This is a genomic window from Citrobacter sp. wls829, assembly GCF_005280825.1.
GTDB lineage: Bacteria > Pseudomonadota > Gammaproteobacteria > Enterobacterales > Enterobacteriaceae > Citrobacter > Citrobacter gillenii.
Map to the genome: position 1 here is coordinate 1 of NZ_SZWP01000032.1, position 23,409 is coordinate 23,409.

Consider the following 23,409-nt stretch of genomic DNA (forward strand, 5'->3'; position numbering starts at 1 on the left):
ATTTAAGAAGCCTGCTTAGGATACTAAGCAGGCTTTTTGCTTTTCTACTTTCTCTTTCGTCCTATTTGTCATCTTACTCCGTTGTAACAGATAAAATCGTTTTCTCTTCCCGCCTGTCGCGGTAGTCTCATCACAGTCGCTAATATATCGACTGCAATGTGCGTAACCTTATTCCAATACTAATAACAAAAAATCAGTACAGACAGGATAGCTATGGATTCCACCCTCATCTCCGCGAGTCCTCAGAAGGACTCCTCTTTACATCATCGCGATCGCGCTCGACGTGCCGCACTGGGCAGCTTCGCCGGTGCCGTGGTCGATTGGTATGATTTTCTGCTGTATGGCATCACCGCCGCGTTAGTCTTTAACCGCGAGTTTTTCCCGCAAGTCAGCCCGGCGATGGGCACGCTCGCAGCCTTTGCCACCTTTGGTGTCGGATTTTTATTCCGCCCATTAGGCGGAGTTATCTTCGGTCACTTCGGCGATCGTCTTGGCCGCAAACGTATGCTGATGCTTACCGTCTGGGTGATGGGTATTGCCACGGCGTTGATTGGCATCATCCCCTCTTTTGACACTATCGGTTGGTGGGCTCCAGTACTGCTGGTAACACTACGCGCCATTCAGGGTTTTGCCGTCGGCGGCGAATGGGGCGGCGCGGCGTTACTCTCTGTCGAAAGCGCGCCAAAAAATAAAAAAGCCTTCTACAGCAGCGGCGTGCAGGTGGGTTATGGCGTTGGTCTATTGCTCTCGACCGGATTGGTTTCGCTGATCAGTTCACAAACAACCGATGAGCAGTTCCTGAGTTGGGGCTGGCGCATCCCATTCCTGTTCAGCATCGTGCTGGTACTTGGTGCATTATGGATGCGTAACCGCATGGATGAATCAGCTGAGTTCGAGCAGCAAAAACAGGAACCTCTGCCCGAGAAAAAGCGGCTGCCGGTCGTTGAGGCGTTAATCCGCCATCCGGGCGCATTTTTAAAGATAATCGCCCTGCGCCTGTGTGAGTTGCTGACCATGTATATCGTCACCGCGTTTGCACTCAACTATTCCACGCAAAATCTAGGTCTACCGCGCGAGCTGTTTCTGAATATCGGTCTGTTAGTTGGTGGGTTGAGCTGTCTGACCATCCCCTGTTTCGCCTGGCTTGCTGACCGCTTCGGCCGCCGACGGGTCTACATTACCGGCGCTCTGGTCGGCACGCTCTGTGCCTTTCCGTTCTTTATGGCCCTTGAGGCACAGTCTATCTTTTGGATTGTATTCTTCGCCATTATGCTGGCAAACATCGCCCACGACATGGTGGTCTGCGTGCAACAGCCAATGTTTACCGGGTTGTTTGGCGCCAGTTACCGTTACAGCGGTGCTGGCGTTGGCTATCAGGTAGCCAGCGTCGTTGGCGGCGGCTTTACCCCGTTTATTGCCGCGGCACTGGTGACCTTCTCGGGCGGAAACTGGCACAGCGTAGCCATATACCTGATGGCGGGGTGTCTTATTTCTGCCGCGACCGCAATTCTGATGAAAGATAAACCACACGGCTAAGCCGTTCTGCGAAGGCCGTTCGGCCTTCGCAGATTCTTCCTTAACGTCTGACTTTTGTTTCACATTCCTGTGACATACTATCGGGAGAGCAGCACATCTGTGGAACAAGGAGACAGACATGAACAATAAGGGCTCCAGCCTGACCCCGGCTCAGGCACTGGATAAACTGGACGCATTGTATGAGCAATCAGTTAAGGCTCTGCGTAGCGCCATTGGCAAGTACATTGAAACCGGGACGCTTCCTGACATCATCGCCCGAGATAAAGGTCTTTTTGTTTACCCTTCACTTTCTGTGACCTGGGATGGCAGCGCAACGAATCCTCCAAAAACACGCGCCTATGGCCGTTTTACCCATGCTGGCTGCTATACCACGACCATTACTCGCCCGTCTCTGTTCCGACCTTATCTTGAAGAACAGCTCACCCTGCTGTACCAGGATTACGATGCGCATATCTCTGTCGAACCGTCCCAGCACGAGATCCCCTACCCCTACGTGATAGACGGTTCTGAGTTGACGCTCGACCGCTCCATGAGCGCCGGATTAACGCGCCATTTCCCCACTACCGAACTGTCGCAGATTGGCGATGAAACCGCGGATGGAACATTTCACCCGGCAGAATTTTCTCCCCTGTCGCACTTCGACGCCCGACGCGTTGATTTTTCACTTGCACGCCTGCGCCATTACACCGGCACACCGGTAGAACATTTTCAGCCCTTCGTACTGTTCACCAACTACACTCGCTATGTCGATGAGTTTGTGCGCTGGGGCTGTAGCCAGATCCTCGACCCGGACAGTCCGTATATTGCGCTGTCATGCGCAGGTGGAATTTGGATTACCGCAGAAACGGAGGCACCGGAAGAGGCTATTTCCGATCTTGCCTGGAAGAAGCACCAGATGCCCGCCTGGCATTTAATCACCGCCGACGGTCAGGGGATCACACTGGTGAATATCGGCGTTGGCCCGTCAAACGCCAAAACCATTTGCGATCACCTGGCGGTCCTGCGTCCTGACGTCTGGCTAATGATTGGCCACTGTGGCGGCCTGCGTGAGAGCCAGGCCATAGGTGATTACGTTCTCGCCCACGCCTACCTACGCGACGACCACGTGCTGGATGCCGTACTGCCGCCAGATATTCCGATTCCGAGCATCGCCGAAGTCCAGCGCGCGCTGTATGACGCCACCAAAGAGGTCAGCGGCATGCCCGGTGAAGAGGTCAAACAGCGACTGCGTACCGGCACCGTCGTCACCACTGACGACCGTAACTGGGAGCTACGCTATTCTGCCTCTGCGCTGCGTTTTAACCTCAGTCGTGCCGTCGCTATCGATATGGAGAGCGCCACGATTGCCGCGCAGGGTTACCGTTTCCGCGTACCTTACGGCACCCTGCTTTGCGTCTCCGATAAACCGCTGCACGGAGAGATTAAACTGCCAGGCCAGGCCAACCGTTTTTATGAAGGTGCAATTTCCGAGCATCTGCAAATCGGTATTCGGGCAATCGATCGGCTTCGCGCCGAAGGCGATCGCCTGCATTCCCGCAAACTACGTACGTTCAACGAACCGCCGTTCCGTTAAGGCCTGAAGGTAACTATGCATAACTCAACGCCCCTTTCCGCCCTGCGCAATCTCCTGTTAGCACAGGGACTGGATGGTATGATTGTTCCACGCGCCGACGCTCATCAGAGTGAGGATTGCACACCACACGACAATAAACTGGCCTGGCTTACCGGCTTTAGCGGCTCAGCCGGTCTGGCACTGGTGCTTCGCGATCGCGCATTGATGTTTGTCGATGGACGTTACCAGGTCCAGGTCCGTAACGAAGTCTCCCTGGACGATTTCGAGATTCATCATTTACACGACGAGCCGCTAGCTGATTATTTGCAGACGCATGTGCCAGCAGGTACCCGCATTGGCTTTGAGCCTCTGCTGATGGTCAACAGCCAGTTTGAGGCGCTTTCGGCCACTCATTGCGAACTGGTCGCGCTGGAAACCGACCCCTTCGATACAGTTTGGCTCGACCGTCCGGCTGCCCCCTGCGGCATCATCCGCGAAATGCCCATTGAGATCAGCGGCGAAAGCAGTGCGCAGAAACGCGCACGGATCGTCGAGCAACTTGCTCAGCATCAGGCTGACTTTCTGGCAATCACCCTGCCCGATAACATCGCCTGGCTGCTCAATGTGCGCGGTTCAGATCTCAATATGGTTCCGGTGCCTTTTTCGTTTGCCTTGCTGCATCGCAGTGGTGAACTGGAGTGGTTTGTGGATGCCAACAAAACGCAGCAGTTACCCGAAGCGCTACTGAACGCATTAATGATTTCGCCACAAGAGGATTTTCTATCTCGCTGCCAGCAACTTGCCCACGGGAAACGCTTCCTGGTCGATAAAGACTATGCACCGGTTGCACTGCGATTCGCCATTGAACAGCACGGCGGCGAACTCCTCTGGGCACCCGATCCCATAACGCTTATCAAAGCACATAAAAATGACACAGAACTGGCGGGTTATCGCGAATGTCATGAGCAGGATGGTGCCGCTTGGGTGAACTTCCTCGCCTGGCTGGCGCATGAAGTCCCCTTACGTGAGGCTGCGGGTAATCCGGTAACCGAACTGGAAGCCCAGGAAAAACAGTTGGCGTTTCGCCAGCAGCAGCCTGGGTTTATTGAACAAAGTTTTGGTACGATCTCAGCATCAGCCAGCAATGCGGCAATGTGTCATTATCATTCCAGCGAAAAAACCAATACCCCCATCACCTCTCAGGCGATGTATTTAAATGATTCTGGTGGTCAGTATCAGAACGGCACTACGGATACAACGCGCACCCTCGCCTTTGGCCCGCAGGATCCACAGCGTCGACTGCATTACACTGCAGTGCTGAAAGGCTTTTTATCGCTGATCACGTTGCAATTCCCGAGCGGTACTCAGGGGCATCAACTGGATGCGTTTAGCCGTCGGGCACTTTGGGCGCTGGGCCTGGATTACGATCATGGCACCGGCCACGGTGTCGGACATCAGTTGTTGATCCACGAGCAACCGCACCGCATTGCGAAGAAAGTGAATCCCTGGCCTCTGGTTGCGGGCAACATTATTACCATCGAACCAGGATATTATCTGGCCGGACAATACGGTATCCGCATTGAGAATCAGGTGGAGATTATCGACAGTCGCCCTGGCTTTTGCCGCTTCTCTACGTTGACGCTAGTGCCCATTGATTTGAATCTGGTTGAGTTGCATCTGCTGAGCGAGAGCGAAAAGCAGTGGATTGATGATTACCATCAGCAAGTCAGAGAAACCTTGTCACCGCGCGTAAACAGTGATGCTCGTCCATGGCTATTTGCTGCCACCGCGCCGATTCGTGTTCAGGCCAATTAATGCATTAAAAAAGGCAGCCCGCAGGCTGCCTTAGTTCTCCCCAACATCTTACGGCTTAACTGTTACGGATGTATTCATCCATTTCAGTTTTCAGGTTATCGGACTTGGTGCCGAAAATAGCCTGAACACCAGAACCCGCAACCACCACGCCTGCTGCACCCAGTTTCTTCAGGCCAGCCTGATCCACTTTGGCGACGTCAGCCACGCTGACACGCAGACGCGTAATGCACGCATCGAGGTTAGTGATGTTTTCTTTTCCGCCGAACGCAGCAACCAGGGCCGGAGCCATTTCACCCGTTGCGCCCGCTTTGCTGTCTTCAGTCGCGTCTTCACGACCCGGTGTTTTCAGGTCCAGCGCTTTGATCAGCACACGGAAGATGGTGTAGTAGGCGATAGCATAGCCAGCACCGACAATTGGGAACAGCCACAGTTTGCTGCTGTTACCGGACAGAACGATAAAGTCGATCAGACCATGAGAGAACGACGTACCGTCACGCATACCCAGCAGGATACAGATCGGGAATGCCAGGCCTGCCAGAATCGCGTGGATGATGTACAGGATCGGCGCCACGAACATGAAGGAGAACTCGATCGGCTCGGTAATACCGGTCAGGAACGAGGTCAGCGCCGCGGAGATCATGATACCGCCCACTTTCGCGCGGTTTTCTGGTTTTGCAGAATGCCAGATAGCAATAGCGGCGGCCGGCAGACCGTACATTTTGAACAGGAAGCCACCAGACAGCATGCCCGCAGTCGGGTCACCCGCCATATAGCGAGGGATATCGCCGTGGAACACCTGGCCCGCAGCGTTGGTGTATTCGCCAATTTGCATCTGGAATGGAACGTTCCAGATATGGTGCAGACCAAACGGTACCAGGCAGCGTTCAATGAAGCCGTAGATACCGAACGCCACAACCGGGTTCTGGTATGCAGCCCATTGGGAGAATGTCTGAATAGCAGTACCGATCGGCGGCCAAATGAAGGACAGGACCACACCCGTAAAGATGGCAGCCAGACCAGAAATAATTGGAACAAAGCGCTTACCGGCAAAGAAGCCAAGATACTCAGGCAGTTTGATACGGTAGAAACGGTTGAACATATACGCTGCTATCGCACCGGAGATAATCCCCCCGAGAACACCCGTATCAGCAAGGTGTTTAGCTGCGATCTCTTCAGCAGGTAAATGCAGAACCAGCGGCGCAACCACAGCCATGGTCTTGACCATGATGCCGTAGGCAACCACTGAAGCCAGTGCGGAAACACCGTCATTGTTGGTGAAGCCTAACGCGACACCGATGGCAAAAATCAACGGCATGTTTGCAAAAACAGAACCGCCTGCTTCTGCCATAACGTGCGATACAACGGCTGGCAGCCAGCTGAAGTTAGCGGAACCGACGCCCAGCAGGATACCTGCGATCGGGAGTACGGATACCGGCAGCATCAGCGATTTACCGACCTTTTGCAGGTTAGCAAATGCATTCTTAAACATAATTAGGAGTGCTCCTGAGTATTTGTGCTTATACACTTCATCCTTCAAACCGCCTCAGCGTTGGCTGCGCTCGTTCATCCCAGTCACTTACTTAAGTAAGCTCCTGCAATTCACTCACTTGCCGCCTTGATGCTGCTTGAATGATTTTGCGTATTCTACGTTCTCACGCATTGGCGAGGGGGGAGAACCTCGCCGTGAACAGGGCATCTAAGTACCCTTTATTTATTACACAGAGTAAAATAATTCAGCTTATTTTTGTTTGACGGCTATCACAATTCAGCTGTGGATAGCCGTAAAATTCGCACAATTCGATAAAATGAGTATCTGAATGTGTCCAACTGGTTATTCACCGCCCATTTTATGGCGGTGAACTCTACTCGGTTTACTTATTAATTACGAGCTTTAAAAAAACTCAATTAACGGATAGATTGCAGGCGAGAAGCGTTGATGTGAAACAGGCGGGCAAAGTTATCAGTGGTGATTTGCGCCAGTTCTTCAACGGCAACACCTTTCAATACGGCCATATACTCTGCGACATCACGAACCATGGCGGGCTGGTTCTCTTTACCACGATGCGGTACCGGCGCAAGGTACGGAGAGTCAGTCTCAACTAACAAACGATCCAAAGGAACATAGCGCGCGGCGTCGCGTAACTGTTCGGCGTTACGGAACGTGACGATGCCGGAAAAAGAGATATAGAATCCGAGATCCAGCAATTTGCCCGCAGTTTCCCTGTCCTCTGTAAAACAGTGTAGTACGCCGCCACAATCCGTCACGTTTTCTTCTCGCAGAATCGATAGCGTATCGGCTCGCGCATCACGGGTATGGACGATCACTGGTTTTTGCAGTTCGCGGCCAATCTGAATGTGATGAATGAACGACTCCTGCTGACGCACTTTGGTTTCCGGGGTGTAGAAATAGTCCAGCCCGGTTTCCCCCATCGCCACCACGCCGTCTTCCGCGGCAAAGCGACGCAGGTCTTCTACATCATAGGTTTCATCCTGATTTAACGGATGAACACCGCAGGAGAACACCACATTATCGCGCTCGCCAACCAGGTCGCGCATATTGCGGTATCCGGGTAAGGTGGTCGCTACGGCAAGACAAAACTTCACATCACGCGCTGCCGCTTTCGCCAACACGTCATCCACGTCCTTATGCAGAGATTGATAATCCAGGCCATCAAGATGGCAGTGTGAGTCGACTAAAAACATAATGTCTCTCTCAAAGATGGGGAACAGGCAGTACAGTGCCTGGTTGCAGGTAATGCTCAATACGCAGGATAAGATCGGTTAATACCAGTTCACGATTGACGCCCGTCACGTTGAGCAGTTGCTGACGGCAGTGGCACACATCACCCAGCATCGCCTGAATCTGCGCCACGGAGAACCGTTCAGCAATGGATGAAATCAACGCCAGTGCATCAGGGTTAGTTAAATGGGCAGCACCATACGGACGTTTGAGCGCATCCGTAAACAGCGTTGCCAGCCAGTGTAAGCGGGCTGCAGCTTGTTCATGGTTGAGCGCCGCCAGCAGCTGATACCAGTCGCCGGAGTGCAAGGTGTTCGCCAGTGCCGCGCAAAAATCGCTACGGTGCGCCCAGCTTTCTGCCTGAAGCAACATTAGTGCCGCCCCAGGAGACCCGGCGCTCAGGCGTAGTGCGCAAAGGAGTGCATCCTGCGGGGCAGTCACTTCGCGGGCCAACCAGGAAACCGCATACGATTCCTCCGGGGGAGCAAGGTGATGCAATCGACAACGGCTGCGTAATGTGGCAAGTAAGCGTGCCGGCTCGGTAGTAGCCAGGAAAAACCACGTTTGCGCCGGCGGCTCTTCTAACGTCTTTAGCAGGGCATTGGCTGCCGCATCCGTTAACTGGGCAGCATCGGGGATCCACACCACTTTGGCACCGCCCAGACGCGAATGTTCGTACAGCTTTTCAGTGACTTCACGTACCGCGTCAACACCCAGCGTGTTCTTTCCTTTTTCCGGCAGCAGAGAATAATAGTCAGGATGCGTTCCTGCCTGCATCAACTGGCAACCACGGCAATGTCCGCAGCTTTTATGCCCTTCCGGCTGCTGGCACATCAGATAGCGGCTAAGGGCGTAAATCAGCGCGTCGTCACCCATACCAGGTAACGCCTGAATCAGTAACGCATGGTGACCGCGACCCGCCTGGTAACTGGCGACAAGTTTTTCAAAATCGGGTCGTAACCATGGATACCATTTCATGCGCCCTGCTCCTGTACCCAGTGGGTAATGGTGCTACGGATATCATTCATGACAGCTTCAAGCGGCTGCGTGGCATCTATGGTACGGATACTGGGATCTATCGCCGCCAGTTCCAGATAGCGGGCGCGGGTGCGATTAAAGAAGTCAAAAGACTCCTGTTCAATGCGGTCCAGCTCACCACGAGCACGGGCACGCTTTAAACCCACTTCAGGCGTCACATCCAGATATAGCGTCAGGTCCGGGCGAAAATCACCGAGTACCGCATCACGCAGAGTGGCCAACATCGTTTGGTCGATGCCACGGCCACCGCCTTGATAGGCCTGGGTCGACAGATCGTGACGGTCGCCAATCACCCAGGTACCTTTTGCCAACGCAGGCTTAATGACGGTTTCGACCAGCTGAACACGTGCGGCGTAGAACATCAGCACTTCCGCTTTATCGGTAATCACTTCGTCACCGACCGACTTGATGTCCAGCACCAGGCTTCTTAATTTCTCTGCCAGCTGGGTCCCTCCTGGCTCGCGGGTAAACACCATGTCGCGGATACCGAGTTGCTCAAGTGTCTCTACCACTACATCCCGCGCGGTAGTTTTTCCGGCGCCTTCCAGGCCCTCGATGACGATATAATTACTGCCCATTTTTTTCCTTAAGCACTTTCAGATAATCCTGCACAGAGCGGTTGTGGCTGGCAAGATTGGTATTAAACGTGTGACCACCTTTACCGTCAGCCACGAAATAGAGATACGGTGTTTTTGCCGGATGCGCGGCGGCCTGCAATGAGGCTTCGCCCGGCATAGCAATCGGGCCTGGCGGCAGCCCGGTAATGGTATAGGTGTTATACGCAGTCGGCGTTTCCAGGTCGGCACGCGACAATTTACCATTATACCGTGTGCCCATCCCGTAAATCACGGTCGGATCGGTCTGTAAGCGCATGCCAATACGTAAACGGTTTATAAACACCGAGGCCACCTGATCGCGCTCGCTGGCGACAGCGGTTTCTTTTTCAATAATAGAGGCCATGGTCACCAGCTGATTTTTGTCGGTATACGGTAGACCTTCGGCACGCCCTTCCCAGGCAGTATCAACAGCTTTGACCATTTTCTGGTGTGCACGCTTCAGCAGCGCCACATCCGAGGTGTTGGCGGTATACATCCAGGTATCCGGCCAGAACCAGCCTTCCACCCATTCCGGGTTCTCCAGCTTCAGCGCCTCGGCAACGGTAGCGTAGTTGTCGTCGCTCAATGTGTGCTTGATATAGGGCGCATTGCGCAGCTGTTTAAGGTAATCACTCAGGCGCATGCCCTCAACCAGACGTAATGGGAACTGTGCTTCTTTTCCGCTTTCCAGCAGTTGCAACATTTCCCGTACAGTCATATCAGGCGTCAACCGGTAGGTCCCGGCTTTAAAATGCGAAAGGTCGGGTTCAATACGCAGTAACCACTGGAATACGCGTGGACGATTAATCACCTTATCTGCATACAGCTGCTCACCCAGAGCCAGACGACCCGTGCCCGCTTTCAGCGTAAAAATCGTTTCATCTTTAATCAATAATTTACTGTCCGCCAGATGGCGAACTTTCCACATTCCCACACCCGTGGCAATGCCCAGCACAACCAGCAATAAAACAACAACGCGTAACAATTTTTTCATGACTAATTTGGGTGCTCACAAAGTGGGGCTAAAAAATCGAATAACAAACGTGAAGACAACATCCTGTCACCACAGGCACGCACGGGAACCACCGGCATTAATGCATTACAGACAACCATCTCATCCGCCTGCATCACGTCCTCTTCCCGCGCATACACGTCGACAATCTTGAACGGTGATTGTGCCAGCATCCGCATACAGAATTGTCGCATAATGCCGTTCACGCCAGCCTGATCCAGTCGAGGGGTATAAACGACATCGTCTTTACGCCAGAACACATTAGCCGCACAGCATTCCGTAACCCATCCCTCACTGTCAAGAACCAGCGCTTCATCGGCGTCTGTCTGCTCAAGATGAGAACGAATCAGCACCTGCTCCAGTCGGTTCAAGTGTTTAATTCCGGCAAGCATCGGATTGCGCCCCAGACGCACAGGACTTACAGCCAGAACAATCCCATCGTTCTGCCAACGAGCGTAATGTGTGGGAAAGGCAGAAGTAGAGAGAATACGCGTAGGCGAATGACAGTTCGCGCCACTATAGCCCCTGCCCCCGCTACCACGACTGATGATCACTTTCAGTACACCACGTGTATGCCCGACCGCCAGCATTTGCATTTCATCTTGCAGTTCTGACCACTTATCGAAGGGGATCAGCAATTTTTTGCATGCGTCGTCTAAACGCTGGAGATGCGCCGAAAGAAAACACACATTACCATCGACAATTCGCGCAGTGGTAAAACATCCGTCACCAAACTGCGTCGCACGATCGCTTGCAACCAACGTGCCCTGCTCACGGCCATTAATTAAGAACATGGTGGCTCCTTATTCGTGGTCAGCTAGTTTGGCAGGATGCCAAAGCCAGGACAAGGTCGAAAAATCGAATAAAAAAAGGCCCGCAAGCGGACCTTTTTTATGACGCCAGGTAAGTTACCTGCGGGACTTAGATCTTTTTAAAGATCACCGAACCGTTAGTACCACCAAAGCCGAAGGAGTTACAAAGAGCATATTCCATGCCGCTGACCTGACGTGCTTCGTGCGGAACAAAGTCCAGGTCACAACCTTCATCCGGGTTATCCAGGTTGATGGTTGGTGGAACCGCCTGATCGCGCAGCGCCAGAATAGAGAAAATAGACTCTACCGCGCCCGCCGCACCCAACAGGTGTCCGGTCATGGATTTGGTCGAACTGACCATCACGCTACGTGCCGCATCACCAAAGACAGATTTCACTGCCTGAGTTTCCGCTTTATCGCCTGCTGGTGTAGACGTGCCATGTGCGTTGACATAGGCAATCTGACCGGGTTCGATAGCCGCGTCACGTAATGCGTTGACCATCGCCAGTGCAGCACCCGCGCCGTTTTCCGGCGGCGAAGTCATATGGTAAGCATCGCTGCTCATCCCAAAACCGACCACTTCAGCGTAAATTTTTGCACCACGCGCTTTTGCATGCTCGTACTCTTCCAGTACCACCATACCAGCGCCGTCGCCCAGCACAAAACCGTCACGCTCTTTGTCCCACGGACGGCTTGCCGCTTGCGGGTTATCATTACGCGTAGACAGCGCACGTGCTGCGCCAAAACCACCCACACCCAGCGGTGTACTGGCTTTTTCAGCACCACCCGCAACCATCGCGTCTGCGTCGCCGTATGCAATGATACGCGCGGCATGACCGATGTTATGCACGCCTGAAGTGCAGGCGGTAGCGATGGAGATGCTTGGCCCTTGCAGGCCGTACATGATGGTCAAGTGACCGGCCACCATGTTAACAATCGTCGACGGAACGAAGAATGGACTGATCTTACGTGGTCCACCGTTTACCAGCGAGGTATGGTTTTCTTCGATAAGACCGAGACCACCAATACCGGAGCCAATAGCGGCACCAACACGGTGAGCGTTTTCTTCCGTAATTTCGAGACCAGAATCCTGCATGGCCTGAACGCCAGCGACAATTCCATATTGAATGAAGGCATCCATCTTGCGCTGTTCTTTGCGCGAGATAATGTCATCACAGTTAAAATCCTTTACTAAGCCAGCAAATTTCGTTGCATAGGCGCTAGTATCGAAATGGTCGATCAGGCTGATGCCACTCTGACCGGCAAGGAGAGCTTTCCAGGTAGACTCTACGGTATTGCCGACAGGAGACAACATGCCCAGTCCGGTCACAACTACACGACGCTTAGACACGGTTGTCCTCCAGGGAGGGAAAATAATTCAAGTGGGATAAAAAGATAAAACTCAGGCGGTCGAATGACCGCCTGGAGATGTTCACTTACGCCTGGTGACCGTTGATGTAATCAATGGCAGCCTGAACGGTAGTGATTTTCTCAGCTTCTTCGTCCGGAATCTCAGTATCAAACTCTTCTTCCAGAGCCATTACCAGCTCAACGGTGTCAAGAGAATCTGCGCCCAGGTCTTCAACGAAGGAAGCATTGTTGGTTACTTCTTCCTGCTTAACGCCCAGCTGTTCGCCGATAATTTTCTTAACGCGTTCTTCGATAGTGCTCATACTCTTAAATTTCCTATCAAAACTCGCTTTCGCGATGGTTTTCGTAGTGTATAAAATGTTGAAAAATTTGCAACTAAATCCCGGCAGGTCTTACCACGATTTTGCGTTATTTTGAGGGCATTCACCCTAATAACGCAAATTTTTTTATCTCGTGGTTAAACCATGTACATCCCGCCGTTGACATGCAAAGTCTCACCTGTGATGTAACTTGCTTCGTCAGAAGCTAAAAATGCAACCGCATTGGCGATTTCATTTGGGGAGCCAAGGCGCCCCGCAGGAACTGCCGCCAGCGTACCCGCACGCTGCTCATCAGTCAGCGCACGCGTCATGTCCGTTTCAATAAAGCCCGGAGCAACAACGTTTACAGTAATGCCACGAGACGCAACTTCACGCGCCAGTGATTTACTGAAGCCGATCAAACCCGCTTTCGCCGCAGCGTAGTTGGCCTGACCCGCATTTCCCATGGTACCAACCACAGAACCAATAGTGATAATACGACCATGACGCTTTTTCATCATAGCGCGCATTACCGCTTTTGACAGACGGAAAACAGATGACAGGTTGGTTTCGATGATATCGTTCCACTCGTCATCTTTCATGCGCATTAACAGGTTATCACGAGTAATCCCGGCATTATTAACCAGAATATCGACTTCCCCAAATTCTGCGCGAATATTTCCCAGAACAGATTCGATAGATGCAGGATCGGTCACATTCAACACCAGACCTTTACCATTTGCACCTAAGTAATCGCTAATGGCCTGCGCACCGCTTTCGCTGGTTGCAGTGCCGATCACTTTCGCGCCACGGGCAACGAGTGTTTCAGCAATTGCGCGGCCAATGCCACGGCTTGCACCGGTAACCAGCGCGATTTTTCCTTCAAAACTCATGGTTTTCCTCTTTTATTGCGCAAGCGCCGCAGTCAGCGCCGCCGGCTCATTCAATGCCGAAGCAGTCAGGGTATCAACAATACGTTTTGTCAGACCCGTGAGGACTTTACCCGGCCCCACTTCATACAGATGCTCTACGCCCTGGGACGCCATAAACTCGACGGTTTTGGTCCACTGAACCGGGCTGTACAGTTGGCGAACCAGCGCATCGCGGATCGCGTCTGCGTCGGTTTCGCACTTCACATCGACATTGTTCACAACCGGAACGGTCGGTGCGTTAAAAGTGATCTTCTGCAGTTCAACGGCCAGTTTTTCTGCTGCTGGTTTCATCAACGCGCAGTGAGACGGCACGCTAACCGGCAGCGGCAGAGCACGTTTCGCACCTGCGGCTTTACATGCTGCACCTGCACGCTCTACGGCTTCTTTATGCCCGGCAATCACCACCTGGCCCGGTGAGTTAAAGTTAACCGGTGATACAACCTGACCTTCTGCTGACTCTTCACAGGCTTTCGCGATGGACGCATCGTCCAGGCCGATGATAGCAGACATGCCGCCCGTACCTTCCGGCACCGCTTCCTGCATGAATTTGCCACGCAGTTCAACCAGGCGTACGGCATCAGCAAAGTTGATGACACCCGCGCATACCAACGCGGAGTATTCACCCAGGCTATGCCCGGCCATCAGCGCAGGCGTTGCACCACCCTGCTGCTGCCACACGCGGTACAATGCAACAGAGGCCGTTAACAGCGCTGGCTGCGTTTGCCAGGTTTTATTCAGTTCTTCTGCTGGTCCCTGCTGGGTAAGTGCCCACAGATCATAGCCCAGCGCAGCTGAAGCTTCAGCAAAAGTTTCTTCAACAATGGGGTAGGCTGCAGCCATTTTAGACAACATCCCAACGGTTTGAGATCCCTGACCCGGGAACACAAATGCAAATTGCGTCATGTTAAAATCCTTATACTAGAAACGAACCAGCGCCGAGCCCCAGGTGAATCCACCCCCGAAGGCCTCAAGCAATATCAGCTGACCGGCTTTAATTCGCCCGTCGCGGACGGCTTCGTCCAACGCACATGGAACGGAAGCGGCTGACGTATTGCCATGTCTGTCCAGCGTTACCACGACATTATCCATCGACATGCCCAGCTTTTTCGCCGTCGCGCTGATAATGCGCAAGTTTGCCTGGTGCGGTACTAACCAGTCCAGGGCAGAACGGTCGAGATTATTCGCTGCCAGCGTTTCATCAACGATGTGTGCAAGCTCGGTAACCGCCACTTTAAAGACTTCGTTACCCGCCATGGTCAGATGAATCGGGTTCTCCGGATTTACACGATCGGCATTCGGCAGTGTCAACAGTTCGCCATAGCGACCATCAGCATGCAAATGAGTGGAGAGAATGCCAGGCTCTTCTGAGGCACTCAGTACCACCGCGCCAGCACCATCACCAAAAATAATGATCGTCCCGCGATCGGTCGGATCACAAGTACGCGCCAGCACATCAGACCCGATCACCAGCGCGTGCTTCACTGCGCCGGACTTAACGTACAGGTCAGCCACGCTCAGGGCATAAGTAAAACCGGCGCAGGCAGCCGCGACGTCAAACGCCGGGCAGCCTTTAATTTCCAGCATACTTTGGATCTGGCACGCCGCACTCGGAAAAGCGTGCGTTGATGATGTGGTCGCAACCACAATCAGACCAATTTGATCTTTATCGATGCCAGCCATTTCAAGTGCGCGGTTTGCGGCGGCAAAGCCCATCGTCGCAACGGTTTCATTGGGCGCGGCAATATGGCGTTCACGGATACCTGTACGAGTGACAATCCACTCATCAGATGTCTCGACCATTTTTTCCAAATCGGCGTTAGTACGCACTTGTTCAGGCAGATAGCTGCCAGTACCAATAATCTTCGTATACATGTACGCTCAGTCACTTTTTGGTTATATACCGCTACGAACAAATCACGGGTAGGTAGGCTACGCTCTCGACCGCACTATCATCTGCGCGCCCGCGAGCGTGTCGTTTCGCCACCATCCAGCAGTTCGAATCCAGCTGGGTATACAGATTCCAGGCGAGCGGCAATTCGCTGAGGAACTTGTCGCTGCACCGCCTGCACTGCCTGTTCAATCGCGACTTCAAATGCTCGCTGATTGGCCGCACCATGACTTTTTATCACTGTGCCGCGCAATCCTAACAGACAGGCGCCATTATACTGGTCGGGGTTGAGGTGACTGAATCGCCTCGTTAGGCTTTTTTGTAACCAACGTTTTAATAACAGCAGCCACCACGACCGTTTTTTGCCCTCACCCTGAGATTTCAGCAGTGAAAGGAACATTCTTACAACACCTTCCATCGTCTTTAATGTGACATTGCCTGTAAAGCCGTCACAAACCAACACATCGGTTTTGCCAGTCAACAACTCATTGGCTTCAAGATAGCCGATATAGTTAATGGAAGGGATTGTTTTTAGCACAGCAGAAGCATCCCGAATACTGTCGAGACCCTTAGTTTCTTCTTCACCGATATTAAGCAATGCAACGCGAGGGCTGGCAATCCCAACCACCTCTTCTGCCAGCACGGAACCCATGACGGCAAATTGCACCAACATCGTACTGTCGCAATCAACGTTAGCGCCGAGATCCAGCACCACCGTTTTGCCCTTCTGCTGATGCGGCAACACCGTCACCAACGCAGGTCGCTCAATCCCCTCAAGGGGTTTGAGTAATAACTTCGCCAGTCCCATTAGCGCGCCCGTATTACCGGCGCTCACACAGGCTTCTGCACGACCTTCTTTCACGAGCTCCAGGGCAACACGCATAGAGCTACCACGACTGGCGCGGATAGCCTGCGAGGGCCGGGCATCACTGGCAATAACTGACTGAGCAGGGATAATCTGCAGACGTGAACGTTGTTCGAAGTCAGCTTTGGCAAGTAATGGCGTGATTGTATCGGGATCCCCGACTAAAAGAAGTGTGAGTTGCGAATTAGAATTCAGTGCCTGCAGTGCTGCAGGCACTGTCACGGTAGGGCCAAAATCGCCCCCCATGACATCTAACGCCAGGGTTAGACGTGTCAAGGTATCGTCGCTGCTCGGCTAGGTGTTTCCCCAGTTACCCGGGGAAAGCCTCACTAAGCTTCATCACGCTGGTTCTCTTTGTCTTTCTCACCGAGGTGGGAAATTCATTGAGCCATGCGTGATTACTTAGCGATTACCTTACGGCCGCGGTAGAAACCATCGGCAGTGATGTGGTGACGCAGGTGTTGTTCACCAGAAGTTTTGTCTACAGACAGGCTGGTGACTGCGGTCAGAGCGTCATGAGAACGACGCATGCCACGTTTGGAACGGGTTGGTTTATTCTGTTGTACGGCCATGGACCTTACTCCTCAATTACTTACGCTTTAAGCTGGCTAATACGGCAAATGGATTTGGTTTTTGCGCTTCATCAGGCAATTCACCAAAGACCATGTCCGCCTCGGACACTTCACAGTGTTCAGAATCATGCACCGGAACTACCGGCAAGGAGAGGATAATCTCATCTTCAACCATTGCAAGCAGATCGATTTCACCGAATTCGTTAACCTCAATCGGTTCATACGCTTCCGGCAGTGCTTCAGCCTGCTCGTCAGAACGGACAGGACTAAAACAATATGTTGTGTGGACATGGAGTGGGAACGGTTTCCCGCAACGCTGGCATGCGAGCGTAACCGAGACCTTCGCATCACCGGTAATAACGGCAAGACGTTGGTTATCGATCGCGAACGACATGGAGCATTCCACATCACTGTCCACACTGACTACAAAATCGGTGACGCGCTCTAACAGATCAGAAGTATAGATACCTTCATAATCGAGGCGTTTTTGAGCCGTACGAACCGGATCAAGAGTCAGGGGTAATTTTACCTTTTGCATAGGGCGCGCATATTAACTTTGTAACGTCATAGAGTCAAAGAAAAAGGCAGCCTGAGGTTGCCTTTTGCCAATAATTCGCACACATTGCGGGTCATCGACTTAAAATCACTCAAGTCTGGCCATAGCAGCCAACTTGAAGGTCGAGAGCCCTAGTTTAAAATGGCTCTCATCATTACGCTATATGCGAGGGAAAAAATATGCCTCAACTCATTCTTGCGTCTACCTCTCCCTGGCGTCGCGCCTTGCTTGAAAAACTGGCCATCCCGTTCGAATGTGCAGCACCTGAGGTTGATGAAACACCGCAGCCTGGCGAAACACCTCGGCATTTGGTGTTACGTCTGGCCCAGGAAAAAGCGCAATCTCTTGCCCACCGCTACACATCACACCTCATTATTGGATCCGATCAAATCTGTGTACTTGATGGAGAAATAACCGGAAAACCGTTAACAGAAGAAAAGGCCAGACAACAATTAACCAAAGCCAGCGGCAATATTGTGACGTTTTACACCGGAGTGGCGCTGTATAATTCTGCAAACGGACATTTACAAACCGAAGTCGAACCGTTCGATGTTCATTTCCGTCATTTAAGCGAGACGGAAATTGACGATTACGTACGCAAAGAACGTCCGTTACATTGTGCCGGCAGTTTTAAAAGCGAAGGATTAGGTATTGCGCTCTTTGAGCGTCTGGAGGGCCGCGATCCTAATACGTTGGTTGGCCTGCCGCTGATTGCGTTGTGTCAGATGCTACGCAGGGAAGAGATGAATCCGCTGAAAGCCTGATTAATCTTCCTGATGGCGACGCGGTGCGTCTTATCAGGCCTACGGCGCATAACGCAATGGTAGGCCTGATAAGCAACGCGCATCAGGCTTTGCTGCGTAATACCTCAAGGCAGCGTTTTAGCTGATTATCCATCGGGGCTTCAACACGCATGACCTCACCGGTCCCCGGATGGGTAAACTTCAATGCTGCGGCGTGCAGAAACAGTCGGTTCAGCCCCGTACCGGCCAACTGCTTGTCGAACTCACGGTCGCCATAGCGATCGTCAAAAGCAATAGGATGTCCAGCATACTGGGTATGCACGCGAATCTGGTGGGTCCGCCCGGTTACCGGACTACAGCGCACAAGCGTGGAAAACGCATAGCGCTCTTCTACTTTAAATCGCGTCTCCGACGGTTTACCTTCCTGATTTACCCGCACGATTCGCTCACCGCTTTGCAGAATATTCTTTAACAGCGGCGCCTGTACGGTTTTGACATGCGACTGCCACTGACCTCTTACCAGCGCCAGGTAATCTTTTTGCATTCCCTTTTCGCGCAACTGTTCATGCAGCGAACGCAGTGCGGAACGTTTTTTGGCAACCAACAGCACGCCAGACGTGTCACGGTCGAGGCGATGCACCAATTCAAGGAAACGTGCCTCCGGGCGTAACGCTCGCAGACCTTCAATTACCCCAAAGCTTAATCCACTGCCGCCATGCACGGCCGTGCCTGACGGTTTGTTGAGCACCAGAATATGGTCATCTTCATACAGAATAACATCGGCCAGCGCGGCGACCTTCTGCAGATGCGGTGAAATAGCTTCTTCTTCGCGCTCAGCGACACGCACTGGCGGAATACGCACAATATCTCCGTCTTCGAGCTTGTACTCGGGTTTGATGCGTTTTTTATTCACCCGCACTTCGCCCTTACGCAAAATGCGATAAATCATACTTTTTGGCACACCTTTAAGCTGGGTGCGCAGAAAGTTGTCGATGCGTTGCCCTGCTTCGTCGGCAGTAATGGCAACAATTTTTACGGCTGGAGTCTCTGTTTTCATGGGTGCCGATTTTAAATAGCCATCAAGATTCGCGCCACACATTTTTCTATGCTTAGATTAACTGCTATACCCTATTACACAGGTTTGACAGTTTCGATTTGGTGGTTATTAAACCAATCACTGTACGGAAGTGTAAAAACTGTGAGTAACCGGGTGGTAAATGGCAAAAGTCATCTTGCTATAACAAGGTTAGCAGTGGAATAATGAGGTCGTCTCCGTGTTGAATCTTGTTAAAACAAGAACTTTTCCGGAATGACCCAATTTTGCCCGACCGATCATCAACGCAGCAATGGCGTAAGACGTATTGATCTTTCAGGCAGTTAGCGGGCTGCGGGTTGCAGTCCTTACCGGTAAGTGCTCTATGAATTTCGCGTTGTAGGAAGACGGCAAGTCTGGGAACCCCCAAGAATTTACTCCGGTGAGTGACTGGGGTGAGTAGATGAAGCCAACGCACCGATAGCGTGAAAAACGACGAGCATAATGGAAGCGTTTCTGGAGAGTAACACCCAGACTGTTCCCCTGATAATTGCGCTGTGTTTCCGTATGAAATACAGGCAACCGACACTCTGCGCCTCTTTGAGCTGACGATAACCGTGAGGTTGGCGACGCGAATAGACACGAGGCCATCGGTTCACACCCGGAAAGGCATTACTCTGCCCGCAGCTTAGTCGTCAATGTAAGAATAATGAGTAAGTTACGATGAAAAGAATGTTAATTAACGCGACTCAGCAGGAAGAGTTGCGTGTCGCCCTTGTAGATGGGCAGCGTCTGTACGATCTGGATATCGAAAGTCCTGGACACGAGCAGAAAAAAGCCAACATCTATAAAGGTAAAATTACCCGTATTGAACCGAGTCTGGAAGCCGCTTTTGTTGATTATGGCGCTGAACGTCACGGTTTCCTCCCGTTAAAAGAAATTGCCCGCGAATACTTCCCCGCTAACTACAACTCCCATGGCCGTCCCAACATTAAAGATGTGTTGCGCGAAGGTCAGGAAGTGATTGTTCAGATTGATAAAGAAGAACGCGGCAACAAAGGTGCTGCACTGACCACCTTTATCAGCCTGGCGGGTAGTTATTTGGTTCTGATGCCTAACAACCCGCGTGCGGGTGGTATCTCTCGTCGCATCGAAGGCGATGACCGGACAGAACTCAAAGAAGCGCTGGCAAGCCTGGAACTGCCTGATGGCATGGGGCTCATCGTACGCACTGCGGGTGTTGGTAAATCCGCAGAAGCGCTGCAGTGGGACCTGAGTTTCCGTCTGAAGCACTGGGAAGCGATTAAAAAGGCCGCTGACAGCCGCCCTGCTCCGTTCCTGATCCATCAGGAAAGTAATGTCATCGTTCGCGCATTCCGCGACTATTTACGTCAGGATATCGGCGAAATCCTCATTGATAACCCAAAAGTCATGGAGATGGCGCGTCAGCACATCGCCGCGTTGGGTCGTCCGGATTTCAGCAGCAAAATTAAGCTCTACACCGGTGAAATCCCGCTGTTCAGCCACTATCAAATCGAGTCTCAGATTGAGTCTGCGTTCCAGCGTGAAGTGCGCCTGCCTTCTGGGGGTTCTATCGTTATCGATAGCACCGAAGCACTGACCGCAATTGATATCAACTCCGCACGTGCCACGCGCGGCGGCGATATCGAAGAGACCGCATTTAATACCAACCTTGAAGCGGCCGATGAAATCGCTCGCCAGCTGCGTCTTCGTGACCTCGGCGGCCTGATTGTTATCGACTTCATCGACATGACGCCGGTTCGTCACCAACGTGCCGTTGAGAACCGTCTGCGTGAAGCCGTTCGTCAGGACCGTGCGCGTATCCAGATTAGTCATATTTCTCGCTTCGGCTTGCTGGAGATGTCCCGTCAGCGTCTGAGCCCGTCATTAGGCGAATCCAGCCATCACGTCTGCCCGCGTTGCTCCGGCACAGGTACAGTGCGTGATAACGAATCGCTGTCGCTGTCTATTCTGCGCCTGATTGAAGAAGAAGCGCTGAAGGAAAACACCCAGGAAGTCCATGCGATTGTCCCGGTGCCGATTGCGTCTTATCTGCTTAACGAAAAACGTACTGCGGTCAATGCCATTGAAACCCGACAGAACGGCGTACGCTGTGTGATCGTGCCCAACGATCAAATGGAAACACCGCACTACTCTGTTCTGCGTGTTCGCAAAGGTGAAGAGACATCGACCCTGAGCTATCTGCTGCCGAAACTGCACGAAGAAGAGATGGCGTTACCGACGGAAGAAGAGTACGTCGAACGTAAACAGCCTGAACAGCCTGCGCTGGCGACCTTCGCCATGCCAGACGTACCGCCAGAACCTGCTCTGCAGGAGCCTGCCGTTACAGCCGTTGCTGCCGCACCAAAAGCAGCCGCAGTCGCAGCAGGATCCGAACAGCCTGGTTTGTTTGGTCGTTTCCTCGGCGCACTGAAGTCCATCTTTGGTGGCAATGAAGAAGCCAAGCCTGTTGAGCAGCCAGCACCGAAAGCGGAAGAGAAATCTTCTGAACGCCAGCAGGATCGTCGTAAGCCTCGTCAGAACAATCGCCGTGACCGCAACGATCGTAACGATCGTCGCGATAATCGCGATAACCGTGGCGAACGTGATAACCGCGATCGTGACAACCGTAATGAACGTTCTGATAGCAGCGAAAACCGCGATGAAAATCGCCGTAACCGTCGCCAGCCGCAGAATGCCGAAGCGCGCGATACCCGCCAGCAATCCACCGATGTTGCTGATAAAGCGAAGTCAGGTGACGAGCAGCAGGCTCCGCGTCGTGAACGCAACCGCCGTCGTAACGACGACAAGCGTCAGGCACCGCAGGAAGTTAAAGAACTGAACCTGGTTGAACAACCGGCACAGGAAACGGATCAGGAAGAGCGCGTTCGCCAGCCTCAGACTCGCCGTAAACAGCGTCAGTTGAACCAGAAGGTTCGTTACACCGATAGCGCAACCGTCGAAACCGAAGCCGTAACCGCTGCCGTGGTTACCGAAACGGTTGTGGCTGAGCCTGTGGTTCAGGCCGCTGTTGCCCAGCGAACTGAACTGGCGAAAGTCGATCTGCCTGCCGTTGTCACTACCGAGCATGAAGATAACAACGACGCGCGTGATAACAACGATGCACGTGATAGCAACGGTATGCCGCGTCGTTCTCGCCGCTCGCCTCGCCATCTGCGCGTAAGCGGACAGCGTCGTCGTCGCTATCGTGACGAACGTTACCCGACGCAGTCGCCAATGCCGATTACTATCGCCTGTGCATCTCCTGAATTAGCCTCTGGTAAAGTCTGGATCCGCTACCCTGTTGCCCGTGCACAGGAACTGCAGGTTGAAGAGCAGCATCAGCAGGAAGTGGCCCAGGTGCAGCCGGTTATCGCCGAGCAGCAAACCATTGCAGCGGTCGTTGCACCAGCAGTGGAAACCGTAGCGGCATCTGTCGCGGTCACAGAAGCGCCGGTAGTCACCGAAACCGTCGTTGTCGAACCTCAGGTTGTGGCGGTTGAAACCACACATCCGGAGGTTATCGAGACGGCTGTTGAGGAACAACCGCAGTTCATCGTTGACGCTGACGTCCCGGTTGCAGAAGAGGTTGTTGCTGAAGCTGAGCCCGTAGCAAACGTGGTAGAAGCACCGATTACCGAAGAACCTGTCCAGGTTGACGTCGCTGTCGCCCAGCCAGACGTTGCTGAACCGGTTATCGAGGCCGCGCCAATTGCCCCGGTTACGCAGGAAGAAGTCGCACCGGTTGCACCAGTCGTTGTCGCTGAAGCTGTGGTAGAACCTGCGTCTGTTGCCGCTGTACCCGTAACGGTTCACAGCCACGCAACCGCACCGATGACCCGCGCACCTGCGCCGGACTACGAACCAGAAGCGCCGCGTCAGAGCGACTGGCAGCGCCCTGCTTTCGACTTCGAAGGCAAAGGTGCCGCAGGCGGTCACAGCGCCACGCATCAGGCTACTGCCCCAGCCACACGCCCGCAGCCTGTTGAGTAAGCCGTAATCAACATCAAAGCCGACCTTCGGGTCGG

20 protein-coding genes are annotated in these 23,409 nt (G+C 52.9%); 5 read left to right on the forward strand and 15 right to left on the reverse strand.

The genetic code is table 11. The annotated features are described in order from the left end of the window. Window positions 1–213: 213 nt before the first annotated feature. The 3 genes from shiA to FDW88_RS04030 all read left to right on the forward strand — a co-directional run bounded on the left by shiA (window position 214) and on the right by FDW88_RS04030 (window position 4,903). Entirely contained in the window at window positions 214–1,536 is a 1,323-nt protein-coding gene (gene shiA / locus FDW88_RS04020) for a shikimate transporter (protein WP_137362070.1), read from the forward strand. Between the two features lie 118 nt (window positions 1,537–1,654). After that, window positions 1,655–3,109, forward strand: coding sequence for an AMP nucleosidase (locus tag FDW88_RS04025; protein WP_115258852.1), 1,455 nt, complete (start codon window positions 1,655–1,657; stop codon window positions 3,107–3,109). A gap of 15 nt (window positions 3,110–3,124) precedes the next feature. Then, window positions 3,125–4,903: an aminopeptidase P family protein gene (locus tag FDW88_RS04030; protein ID WP_137362071.1), complete on the forward strand. Its 1,779-nt coding sequence runs from the start codon at window positions 3,125–3,127 to the stop codon at window positions 4,901–4,903. 55 nt (window positions 4,904–4,958) lie between these two features. Here FDW88_RS04030 and ptsG read toward each other — a convergent pair whose 3' ends face one another. From ptsG to yceD, 14 genes are all read right to left on the reverse strand, one after another. After that, window positions 4,959–6,392 (reverse strand): PTS glucose transporter subunit IIBC, encoded by a 1,434-nt coding sequence (gene ptsG / locus FDW88_RS04035; RefSeq protein ID WP_096757538.1) that lies wholly within the window; start codon window positions 6,390–6,392, stop codon window positions 4,959–4,961. Window positions 6,393–6,808: 416 nt separating this feature from the next. Further along, on the reverse strand, window positions 6,809–7,606 hold the full coding sequence (locus FDW88_RS04040) for a metal-dependent hydrolase (protein WP_135912250.1): 798 nt from the start codon (window positions 7,604–7,606) through the stop codon (window positions 6,809–6,811). A gap of 10 nt (window positions 7,607–7,616) precedes the next feature. After that, window positions 7,617–8,621: a DNA polymerase III subunit delta' gene (gene holB / locus FDW88_RS04045; protein WP_137362072.1), complete on the reverse strand. Its 1,005-nt coding sequence runs from the start codon at window positions 8,619–8,621 to the stop codon at window positions 7,617–7,619. After that, window positions 8,618–9,259 (reverse strand): dTMP kinase, encoded by a 642-nt coding sequence (gene tmk / locus FDW88_RS04050; RefSeq protein WP_137362073.1) that lies wholly within the window; start codon window positions 9,257–9,259, stop codon window positions 8,618–8,620. The genes holB and tmk overlap by 4 nt, the downstream gene beginning before the upstream one ends. Then, entirely contained in the window at window positions 9,249–10,271 is a 1,023-nt protein-coding gene (gene yceG, locus FDW88_RS04055; protein ID WP_137362074.1) for a cell division protein YceG, read from the reverse strand. Before yceG ends, tmk begins: the two co-directional genes overlap by 11 nt. Before the next feature lie 2 nt (window positions 10,272–10,273). Next, entirely contained in the window at window positions 10,274–11,083 is an 810-nt protein-coding gene (pabC, locus tag FDW88_RS04060) for an aminodeoxychorismate lyase (protein ID WP_096757543.1), read from the reverse strand. A 127-nt stretch (window positions 11,084–11,210) separates the two neighbouring features. Then, entirely contained in the window at window positions 11,211–12,452 is a 1,242-nt protein-coding gene (gene fabF, locus FDW88_RS04065) for a beta-ketoacyl-ACP synthase II (protein ID WP_115258859.1), read from the reverse strand. Between the two features lie 85 nt (window positions 12,453–12,537). Beyond that, window positions 12,538–12,774 (reverse strand): acyl carrier protein, encoded by a 237-nt coding sequence (acpP, locus tag FDW88_RS04070; protein WP_000103754.1) that lies wholly within the window; start codon window positions 12,772–12,774, stop codon window positions 12,538–12,540. A 155-nt stretch (window positions 12,775–12,929) separates the two neighbouring features. Further along, window positions 12,930–13,664 carry a 3-oxoacyl-ACP reductase FabG gene (fabG, locus tag FDW88_RS04075; RefSeq protein WP_096757545.1) on the reverse strand — a complete coding sequence of 245 codons (735 nt, stop codon included), beginning with the start codon at window positions 13,662–13,664 and terminating at the stop codon, window positions 12,930–12,932. Window positions 13,665–13,676: 12 nt separating this feature from the next. Then, window positions 13,677–14,606 (reverse strand): ACP S-malonyltransferase, encoded by a 930-nt coding sequence (gene fabD, locus FDW88_RS04080; RefSeq protein ID WP_137362075.1) that lies wholly within the window; start codon window positions 14,604–14,606, stop codon window positions 13,677–13,679. Between the two features lie 15 nt (window positions 14,607–14,621). Then, window positions 14,622–15,575, reverse strand: coding sequence for a beta-ketoacyl-ACP synthase III (gene fabH, locus FDW88_RS04085; RefSeq protein WP_096757547.1), 954 nt, complete (start codon window positions 15,573–15,575; stop codon window positions 14,622–14,624). 77 nt (window positions 15,576–15,652) lie between these two features. Further along, on the reverse strand, window positions 15,653–16,732 hold the full coding sequence (plsX, locus tag FDW88_RS04090) for a phosphate acyltransferase PlsX (RefSeq protein WP_096759432.1): 1,080 nt from the start codon (window positions 16,730–16,732) through the stop codon (window positions 15,653–15,655). Between the two features lie 122 nt (window positions 16,733–16,854). After that, the gene (gene rpmF, locus FDW88_RS04095; RefSeq protein ID WP_003036242.1) at window positions 16,855–17,028 is read right to left on the reverse strand and encodes a 50S ribosomal protein L32; all 174 of its coding nucleotides are present in this window, start codon (window positions 17,026–17,028) and stop codon (window positions 16,855–16,857) included. A gap of 16 nt (window positions 17,029–17,044) precedes the next feature. After that, window positions 17,045–17,566, reverse strand: coding sequence for a 23S rRNA accumulation protein YceD (gene yceD, locus FDW88_RS04100; RefSeq protein ID WP_115258860.1), 522 nt, complete (start codon window positions 17,564–17,566; stop codon window positions 17,045–17,047). A gap of 197 nt (window positions 17,567–17,763) precedes the next feature. Here yceD and FDW88_RS04105 point away from each other — a divergent pair, with 197 nt between their 5' ends. Continuing rightward, a complete protein-coding gene (locus FDW88_RS04105) occupies window positions 17,764–18,348 on the forward strand; it encodes a nucleoside triphosphate pyrophosphatase (protein ID WP_137362076.1) in 585 nt (194 codons plus the stop codon). A gap of 82 nt (window positions 18,349–18,430) precedes the next feature. Here the strand turns inward: FDW88_RS04105 and rluC are convergent, their stop codons facing one another. After that, complete coding sequence (gene rluC, locus FDW88_RS04110; RefSeq protein WP_167456044.1) at window positions 18,431–19,384, reverse strand: 23S rRNA pseudouridine(955/2504/2580) synthase RluC; 954 nt, start codon at window positions 19,382–19,384, stop codon at window positions 18,431–18,433. A 699-nt stretch (window positions 19,385–20,083) separates the two neighbouring features. Between rluC and rne the strand changes: the two genes are divergently transcribed. After that, complete coding sequence (gene rne, locus FDW88_RS04115) at window positions 20,084–23,374, forward strand: ribonuclease E (protein ID WP_137362077.1); 3,291 nt, start codon at window positions 20,084–20,086, stop codon at window positions 23,372–23,374. The last annotated feature ends 35 nt before the right edge of the window (window positions 23,375–23,409 follow it).